An 8446-nucleotide genomic window follows, 5' to 3' on the forward strand; every position below is an offset into this window, starting at 1 on the left:
CCAGGGCGCGAGCGCCCGGCTGACCACGATGTAGCCCTTCTTCCCCCCTCCCGAGTGCGGGAGAGGGCGTGCCCTCCCCGCACCTCCGGCCCTACACCCCGCACCCGATGGAACAGCCCCCCGCCGTGCGCAGCCGATCGGATCGCCCCGGCAATCCCATGTTTCCGCACCGCGATCTCACCGGCATCGCCGGGCTGCAGCCGCACGAGATCACCTTCCTGCTCGACGAGGCCGAACATTGGATCGCGCTCAACCGTGGCGGCGCGTCGAAGCATGACGACCGCCTGACCGGGCTGACCCAGATCAACGCGTTCTTCGAAAACAGCACCCGCACGCTCCTGTCTTTCGAAATCGCGGGCAAGCGGCTCGGCGCCGACGTCGTGAACATGCACGCCGCCACGTCCAGCACGAAGAAGGGCGAGACGCTGATCGACACCGCGGTCACGCTGAACGCGATGCGCGCCGACGTGATCGTCATCCGCCACGACGCGTCCGGCGCGGTCCAGCTGATCGCCGACAAGGTCGACTGCCCGGTGCTGAACGCCGGCGACGGGCAGCATGAACATCCAACGCAGGGGCTGCTCGACGCACTTACCATCCGCCGCCGGCGCGGGGCGATCGCCGGACAGGTGGTCGCGATCTGCGGCGATGTGCTGCACAGCCGGGTCGCGCGCTCCAACATCCTCGCGCTGACGGCACTTGGCGCCGATGTCCGCGTGGTCGGACCGCCGACGCTGCTGCCGCCCGCGATCGAACGCATGAACGTCACCCGCTTCACGGATTTCGACGCCGGGCTGGACGGCGCCGACGTCGTCATGATGCTCCGCCTGCAACGGGAGCGGATGGCCGGCGGTTTCGTCCCCTCCCCGCGCGAATATCATGCGCTGTACGGCCTCACCCCGGCCCGGCTGAAACGCGCAAAGCCCGATGCGCTGGTCATGCACCCCGGCCCCATGAACCGCGGGATCGAAATCGCGTCCAGCGTCGCCGACGATCTCGATCGGTCCGCCATCACGGAACAGGTGGAAATGGGGGTCGCGGTCCGCATGGCCTGTCTCGACGTGCTCACCCGCGGCCGGCGCGGGATTGCGGGCTGGGCATGACCAGCCTCGCCATCCTGAATGGCCGCATCGTCGATCCGGCGGCGGGCAGCGTGATCGCGGGCGGCGTCCTGATCCGCGACGGCCGCATCGCGGAGGTCGGCATGATCGACATGCCCCCCGGTGTCGAGACGCTGGACGCGCGCGGCGCGCTGATCGCGCCGGGCATCGTCGATATCGGCTGCTTCGCGATCGATATGCCCGCCTTCGCGGCGGGTGGCATCACCCGCACTGCGTTGATGCCCGATCAGTCGCCGCCCATCGACGATGGCGCCCTGGTGCAACGCGCGCTGGCCGCCGGCAAGCCGGCTTTGTGGGTTCACCCGATCGCGGCCGCCACCCACGGTCTTGGCGGCACCGAACTGGCCGAAATCGGGCTGATGGCTGCGGCCGGCGCCTGCGCCGTCGCCACCGGTCGCGCCCGCATCGCCGATGCGCGCGTCATGCACCGGTTGCTCGGCTATGCCGGCGCGCTCGGCCTTGTCACCATCGCCCATGCCGAGGATGACGGGCTGGTCCGCGGCGCGGTCGCCACCGACGGTGAAACCGCAACGCGGCTCGGTCTCCCCTCCGCCCCGGCAATTGCGGAGGCGATGGCGGTCGCGCGCGATCTGATGCTGGCCGAACAGACCGGCGCCGCGCTTCATTTCCGCCAACTCACCACCGCCGCCGCCTTCGATCTGGTGCGCGCCGCCAAGGCGCGGGGGTTGCCCGTCACCTGCGGCATCACGCCGGCGCATCTGTATCTGTCGGATGCGGAAGTCGGGCCGTTCCGGACTTTCGCCCGCCTGTCGCCGCCACTCCGCTGCGAAGCGGATCGCCAGGCGGCGCGCACCGCGATCGCCGATGGCACGATCGACCTGCTCTGTTCCGGTCACGATCCGCGCGGGTCGGAGGAAAAACGCCTGCCCTTTACGGAGGCCGAACCCGGCATGGCCGGCGCGGAGACTTTGCTCGCGCTGTCGCTGGGGCTGGTCCGCGACGGGCTGATCTCCCTGCCGCGGCTGTTCGATCTGCTCTCGGCCGCGCCCGCCCGCCGGTTCGGCCTGCCCGGCGGCTCAATGGCTCCCGGCGCCGACGCCGACCTGATCCTGGTGGACGAGAACGCTCCCTGGCGGATCAGCGCGCAGACGATGGCCGCCGTCGCCGGCAACACGCCCTTCGACGGGCTACCGGTGCAGGGCCGCGTCCGCACCGTCATCAAGGGCGGCCGCATCCTGTAGATCGCGGCGCGGGAATCTGGTCTGGGAGGACGGCATGCGCGACCTGATCCTGAAGATGTCGATTTCGGTCGACGGGTTCGTCAGTGACCTGGACGGCGGCAACCGCTGGATGTTCGGAGCCGATCCCGAGGCAAAAACCTGGTCCGTCGCCACCCTGTGGACCGCGGGCCTGCACATCATGGGCCGCCGGACGTTCGGTGCCATGGCCGGTCATTGGCCGACCGCCACCGACATGTTCGCCCCGCCGATGAACGACATCCCCAAGGCGGTGTTCGCCCGCCATGACCTGAAGCTGCCGGAAACCCCGCAGCAGGCGGGCGGCGACAGTTGGGCAGACGCCTATGTCGCGCGCGGCCACCTGGCTGACGAGATTGCGATGCTGAAGGCGCAACCGGGCAAGCCGATCATCGCCCATGGCGGGGTCGGCTTCGCGCGCAGTCTCGTCGCGCACGGGCTGGTGGATCAGTTCATCCTGCTGGTGATCCCCGTCGCGCTGGGCACCGGCCTGCCGATCTTCTCCGATCTCGCGGCACCTCTGCGGCTCCGGCTGATCGAGTCGAAAGCGTTTCCGGGTGGTGCGGTCGCACAGACCTATCGCCCGGCATAGCGCATTACCGGGCGGCGATCCGCACCGGCGATGCCTTCGCCGCCATTCTCAGCGGCGCTTCCTCGGTCACGGTCCGCACGAAACACACGCCACGCGCGGCGCGTACCCGCTCGCACAGCGCGACCGCTTCGGGCCGGCTGCCGATCCCACCCACCGCCAGCCGCTGGAACAGCATGCCGCGCGTCCGGATCGTCGACGACAAGGGCATCATGCCCGCCACCGGCCGCACCGTGCGCCGCACCTTGTCCCAGGCGTCCTCGATCGAATGCCCGCTGGAAAACGCCCCGAGCTGGACCGACCACAGCCCACGCCCGGGTGCCGGAACCATATAGTCGGCGCGCATCAGCATCGTCGGCACCGCCGGTCGCCGCGGCGTCGGCGCGCGTGGTTCCACCAGGGCGGGTGTCGCGATCGTCGGCGCGGCGACGTCTGGCGCGATGAAGGCGGGGACCGTATCCGGCGTCGCCTGCGCCGTCATCATCGGCACGACCGTCTCGGCCGCGACCTCCGCCACGGGCGCCACGGGCGCCACCGGCGCGAACGCCGCCATCTCGACCTGCGCGGGGGCGGGCGCCACCGTCGCCGGCATGACCGGCGCCACACCCAGCGCCAGTTGCATCGGCATGCCGGTATCCGCCGCCACCGGGGTCACGCCCAGGAACGCGGCGATGCGGTCGATCCGCGCCTGCGGTGCCGCCAGCTTGGCCCAGGCCGCCATCCGCGCATCCAGATCGGCCGGCACCACATCCTGCGCCGCGGTCGATCGCGCCACATTCCATCGGCCGGCCAGCGCATAGGCCAGCGCCAGGTTCTGCCGCATCTTGGGCGTCGCGTCCGCCGCGCGCGCCACCGGCTCCAGGATGGCGATCGCGCCATCGCTGTCGCCGGCCAGCGCCAGCGCGAGTCCCCGATCCGACTCCGGGATCCGTCCGCGCGCCGCGTCGACCGATGCGCGCGCCGCCGCCTGCCGGTCCAGCGCGCCCTGCGCCAATGCCGCGCCCAGCAGCACGCGGCCATCGTCGGGCGCCAGTGCCGCGGCATCACGGAATGCGTCGATCGCCGACGCGAACCGCCCGGCCAGCAGATAGGATTGGCCCAGCTGCGCCCGGTACCGTGCCGCCTGCGGCTGGGACGCGACCGCCCGTTCCGCCATCGTCACCGCCAACGCGCCTTCCCGCCGCCGCATCGCGGTGATGCCCATCTCCGCAAACTGGGCGGCGGCCTTCGCCGACGACGGCGCCCGGCCCGATGCCGACCGCACGGAACCGTGCCCGCCCGGGGTGCAGCCCACGATCATCAGCGTGATCGCCGCGGCACCGGCGGTCGCCCGGCTCAGGATGGAGATCTTCATCGGCGTGCCTTCCAGAACAGGATCATGCGCGAAGGATCATGCTTCGGGCCGCACCCGCCTTCGCCGTGGGCGCAGGCTTGCCACGATCACGGCAAACAAACCGTTAAGCAGATCACGTCCGCATCCCGCGAACGGACTGTTAACCATGCCGTCCCTATGCGATGACCGATCGCCAGAAGATGTCCGGGATTTTCCATGTCGCCTGCCCGTATCGTCGCCGTCCTGATCGCGCTGTCCGCCACCGCCGCGCCGGCGCAGGCACCGCGCGCGCCCACCGCGCCGCCCGATCCCGTACCCGCCAACCCCGTCGTGAAACGCGGCGTCGATCTGTGGCAGACGGGTGATTATGTCGGCGCGGTCGCCGCCTGGCGCGGGCCCGCGGACGCCGGTGATGCCGATGCGCAGTTCAACCTGGCGCAGGCGTACAAGCTCGGTCGCGGCGTTCCCACCGACCAACGCCTCGCCGAAAGCTGGTATCGCAAGGCCGCCGAACAGGGCCATGAACAGGCCGGCGGCTATCTCGGCCTCATCATGTTCCAGAATGGCGACCGGGTCGGTGCGCTGCCCTGGCTGGCCAAGGCGTCGGAGCAGGGTGATCCTCGCGCGCAATATCTTTATGGCACCGCGCTGTTCAATGGCGAGAATGTCGCCAAGGACTGGCCGCGCGCCTATGCGATGATGACACGGTCGGCCGCCGCCGGCCTGCCGCAGGCGACCGCGACCCTGAAACAGATGGACCAGTTCATTCCGCTGGAGGAACGCCAGCGTGGTCTGAAACTCGCCACGGCACTCGCAAAGTCGCCGCCACCAGTGCAGCCCGCCATGTCACGCGTGGCGGCCACCACCGCGTCCAGGACGCCCGCGCCGCCCACGCCGGCCCCCGTCCGCACCGCCGCCGCCGCGCCGAAACCGGCGCCCAGGGCCGTCGCGCCCGCACCCGCCGGCCGCTGGCGGATTCAGGTCGGCGCCTATGGCAGCGAAGCCGGCGCGCGCACCGCCTGGGCCTCGCTCCGCGCCCGGGCGCCCGCACTCGCCAACCTGTCGCCCACTTACCAAAAGGCCGGCGCCGTCGTCCGGCTTCAGGTCGGGCCGGTAGCGGACCGTGCCGCAGCCACCCGGCTCTGCGGCGCCGCGCGCGTCGCGGCGTGCTTTCCCGTCACCGGTTGAGGCGCATCCTCACCCGGCGACGCCAATCCAGCCCACCAGTCCCGCCAGCGCGAGCATCGGCCCGAACGGAATACGCGTCGTGGCCGTCATCCGCCGCCCCAACGTCGCCGCGCCCAGCACCAGCGCGATCCCGCACAGGCTGGCGATCAGCAGCACCATCGGCAGCATCGCCCAGCCGACCCAGGCGCCGATCGCACCGAACAGCTTGGGATCACCCCCGCCCAGCCCGGTGCGCCCGCGCCACCGCCGATATCCCCACGCCACCAGCGCCAGCGTGCCCCAGCCGGCCGCCGCACCGATCGCGCGGTCCGGCCACGCCGGCCCGATCCCGATCGCGCCCACCGCCAGTCCCGCGGCCAACAGCGGCACCGTCAGCCGGTCGGGCAGCCAGTAATGATCCAGATCGAGCAGAGTCAGCAGCAGCAGGGTCCAGCCGAGCCCCATGCCCGCCAGCGCGGCGGGCGGCGGCAACAGGACCGACAGCAGCAGCGCGAGAAGCCCGGCCGCCGCCTCCACCGCGGGATGTCGCACATCGATCGCGCCGCCGCAGCGCCCGCATCGTCCGCCCAGCGCCAGCCAGGACAGCAGCGGCAGCAATTCCCACCAGCGCAGCGTCCGTCCGCACTGGTCGCACGCGGACCGCCCCGTCGCCACCGACCGCCCGGCCGGCCAGCGGAGCGCCACCGTGGCCAGGAAACTCCCGATGACCAGCCCCACCAGACCCGCAAACAGGGGGAACTGCCATCCGGATTGTTGCGCGAAAAACACAGCTGCCAAAATTCGACTGCGGTCCATGGAACCCCGACCGCCGGTGCTCAGCCGACCCCTAATAGCGCAATATGTGACGACGCGATGACACACAGGTAAAGCTACGGTTTTTCAGGAACATGGCCGATGTTTCCTGACCGATCGGGCGCAGACTCCGCGACTCGGCAGCGTGCGACAAACGCTTGGTCCCGTGCGACGAGTCGCGTAACGGACGCTCTTGTTGCACCGCCACATCGTCGCCCACCGGATCCTCGTCACCCACAAGCCACAGGCCGGGGTCGAGTTCGGGAGGGCAAGCCAGACCGGCCGATGACGCGGACGCTTGGGGATTTCTAGGCATGAATAAGTTTCTGATTGGTTGCGCACTCGGCGCACTCGCCACGTCGGGCGCCTATGCGCAGTCGACCGGGACCGACACGATCGAAAGCAAGGGCGACGCCATCGTCGTTACCGGCACGCGACTGTCCAGGGGCGTCGGCGGCGTCGTCATTCCCGACGTGCCGAAAACCCGCACAATCCTGACCCAGGAGTTTCTCAGTCACCAGAGCGCCGGCCAGTCGGTGATTGCCGCGCTCAACCAGGTTCCGGGCGTCAACTTCACCAACACCGATCCCTATGGCTCGTCGGGCGGCAATCTGCGTATCCGCGGTTTCCCCGGCAACCGCGTTGCACTGTTGTGGGACGGCCTGCCGCTCAACGACACCGGCAACTACGCCATCTATTCGAACCAGACGCAGGACCCGGAAATCATCGACCAGATTTCGGTCAACCTTGGGACCACCGATGTCGACAGTCCGACGCCGTCCGCCGCGGGCGGTGTCGTGTCCTATCGCACGATCGTCCCCAGCGACGAACTCGGCGCGCTGTTCGATGGCTCGGTCGGCAAGTTCGACTATACCCGCTTCTTCGGCATGGTGAACACCGGCACGCTGACCAGCTTCGGCACCAAGGCCTTCTTCTCCTATTCCAATCAGCATTACAACAAGTTCACGGGCAATTCGGGCGATCTCTACAAGACGCAGTATAATGCGCGCGTGTATCAACCGCTGGGATCGAACGGTGATTTCCTGTCGGTCGCGGGCCACTATAACCGCAACCGCAATGCGTCCTATAATAATGGCTTGGCATCGGATTTCGCGACGAACCGCAACTTCGACAACTTCAACACCTGTGCGCTCTCCACGCCCGGCCGTGGCACCATACAGAATGATAATGCCGGCTCTGCGACCAACCTCTCGAACACGGCAAGCTGCACCAACTATTTCGGTCTCCGCATCAATCCGTCGAACACTGCCAACATCCGCGGCAGCAGCCGCTTCACGCTGGCCGACGGCCTGATCCTGACGATCGATCCGGGTTATCAGTATACGCTCGCCAATGGTGGCGGCACGACCGCGCTTTCGGAAACCGATCGTCGTCTGGTGGCGCCGACCAGCACGGCCGCACTGACCCCCGTGCAGATCGCGACCGGTGCCTTCGGCGTCGACCTGAACCGCGACGGCGACAAGCTCGATACGATCCGCGTCTATCAGCCCAGCAACACGCGCACCAACCGCTACACGGTGCTGTCGTCCCTGATCTATGAACTCAACCCGAGCAACCGCCTGCGCGTCGCCTACAGCTGGGATCGCGGTGAGCATCGCCAGACCGGTGAATTCGGCTATCTGGATCCGGCCGGCAACCCGATCAGCGTGTTCGGGGGCAAGTATAATACCGACGCGCGTATCCTGGCATCCGACGGCACGACATTGCAGAACCGCGATCGGCGATCGGTCGCGTTGCTGAACCAGATTTCAGGCGAGTATTTTGGCCGGTTCCTTGAGGACAAGCTGACGGTGACGCTCGGTCTGCGCGCACCCTTCTTCAAGCGCGACCTGCAGCAGAACTGCTACACGCAGGTTTCGTCCGGCAACGTGACCTGCGGCACGATCCTCGCGGCCACGCCCGGCACGATCCTGCCTGTCGGTTTTACGATCGTTCCGACAAACTATGCTGGCGTCGGTGCCACACCGGCACAGCTGGCAAACCTGTACTACGCCCCACTCTCGAAAACGATCAAATACAGCCCGATCCTGCCTTCGGCCGGTGTCACCTTGAACATCGCTGGACCGCACAGCGTCTACGGCTCCTACGGCCGCAACTTCTCGGCACCCAGCACGGACAACCTCTATCGCTCGGCAGTGGTGTCGCCGGTAGGCGAGACGACCAACACGTTCGAACTCGGCTACCG

At 68.7% G+C, this 8446-nt stretch carries 7 protein-coding genes; 5 read left to right on the plus strand and 2 right to left on the minus strand.

What is annotated here, in order from left to right:
• The first annotated feature begins 158 nt into the window (after window positions 1-158).
• Genes VF649_RS01230 through VF649_RS01240 form a run of 3 tightly spaced genes read left to right on the plus strand, consistent with a single transcriptional unit; the run spans window position 159 to window position 2930 of the window.
• The gene (locus tag VF649_RS01230) at window positions 159-1103 is read left to right on the plus strand and encodes an aspartate carbamoyltransferase catalytic subunit (RefSeq protein ID WP_414713622.1); all 945 of its coding nucleotides are present in this window, start codon (window positions 159-161) and stop codon (window positions 1101-1103) included.
• Window positions 1100-2323 carry a dihydroorotase gene (locus tag VF649_RS01235; protein ID WP_331010136.1) on the plus strand — a complete coding sequence of 408 codons (1224 nt, stop codon included), beginning with the start codon at window positions 1100-1102 and terminating at the stop codon, window positions 2321-2323. Before VF649_RS01230 ends, VF649_RS01235 begins: the two co-directional genes overlap by 4 nt.
• 34 nt (window positions 2324-2357) lie before the next feature.
• Window positions 2358-2930, plus strand: a complete 573-nt coding sequence (locus VF649_RS01240; RefSeq protein ID WP_331010137.1) for a dihydrofolate reductase family protein — start codon at window positions 2358-2360, stop codon at window positions 2928-2930.
• A gap of 4 nt (window positions 2931-2934) precedes the next feature.
• Here VF649_RS01240 and VF649_RS01245 read toward each other — a convergent pair whose 3' ends face one another.
• Complete coding sequence (locus VF649_RS01245; protein WP_331010138.1) at window positions 2935-4281, minus strand: SPOR domain-containing protein; 1347 nt, start codon at window positions 4279-4281, stop codon at window positions 2935-2937.
• 195 nt (window positions 4282-4476) lie between these two features.
• Here VF649_RS01245 and VF649_RS01250 point away from each other — a divergent pair, with 195 nt between their 5' ends.
• Complete coding sequence (locus VF649_RS01250) at window positions 4477-5448, plus strand: SPOR domain-containing protein (RefSeq protein ID WP_331010139.1); 972 nt, start codon at window positions 4477-4479, stop codon at window positions 5446-5448.
• Between the two features lie 9 nt (window positions 5449-5457).
• Here the strand turns inward: VF649_RS01250 and VF649_RS01255 are convergent, their stop codons facing one another.
• A complete protein-coding gene (locus VF649_RS01255) occupies window positions 5458-6216 on the minus strand; it encodes an A24 family peptidase (protein ID WP_331010142.1) in 759 nt (252 codons plus the stop codon).
• Window positions 6217-6554: 338 nt separating this feature from the next.
• Here VF649_RS01255 and VF649_RS01260 point away from each other — a divergent pair.
• Window positions 6555-8446 (plus strand): TonB-dependent receptor plug domain-containing protein (locus VF649_RS01260; protein WP_331010140.1); only part of this gene is annotated, 1892 nt, incomplete at its 3' end.

The sequence above is a fragment of the Sphingomonas sp. genome (genome assembly GCF_036387535.1).
In the GTDB taxonomy this organism is placed as follows: domain Bacteria; phylum Pseudomonadota; class Alphaproteobacteria; order Sphingomonadales; family Sphingomonadaceae; genus Sphingomonas_R.

Excerpts from the sequence above, each read along its gene's own strand:
- VF649_RS01230 (WP_414713622.1), top strand. The coding sequence starts at position 159 with ATGTTTCCGCACCGCGATCTCACCGGCATCGCCGGGCTGCAGCCGCAC.
- VF649_RS01235 (WP_331010136.1), top strand. The coding sequence starts at position 1,100 with ATGACCAGCCTCGCCATCCTGAATGGCCGCATCGTCGATCCGGCGGCG.
- VF649_RS01240 (WP_331010137.1), top strand. The coding sequence starts at position 2,358 with ATGCGCGACCTGATCCTGAAGATGTCGATTTCGGTCGACGGGTTCGTC.
- VF649_RS01245 (WP_331010138.1), bottom strand. The coding sequence starts at position 4,281 with ATGAAGATCTCCATCCTGAGCCGGGCGACCGCCGGTGCCGCGGCGATC.
- VF649_RS01250 (WP_331010139.1), top strand. The coding sequence starts at position 4,477 with ATGTCGCCTGCCCGTATCGTCGCCGTCCTGATCGCGCTGTCCGCCACC.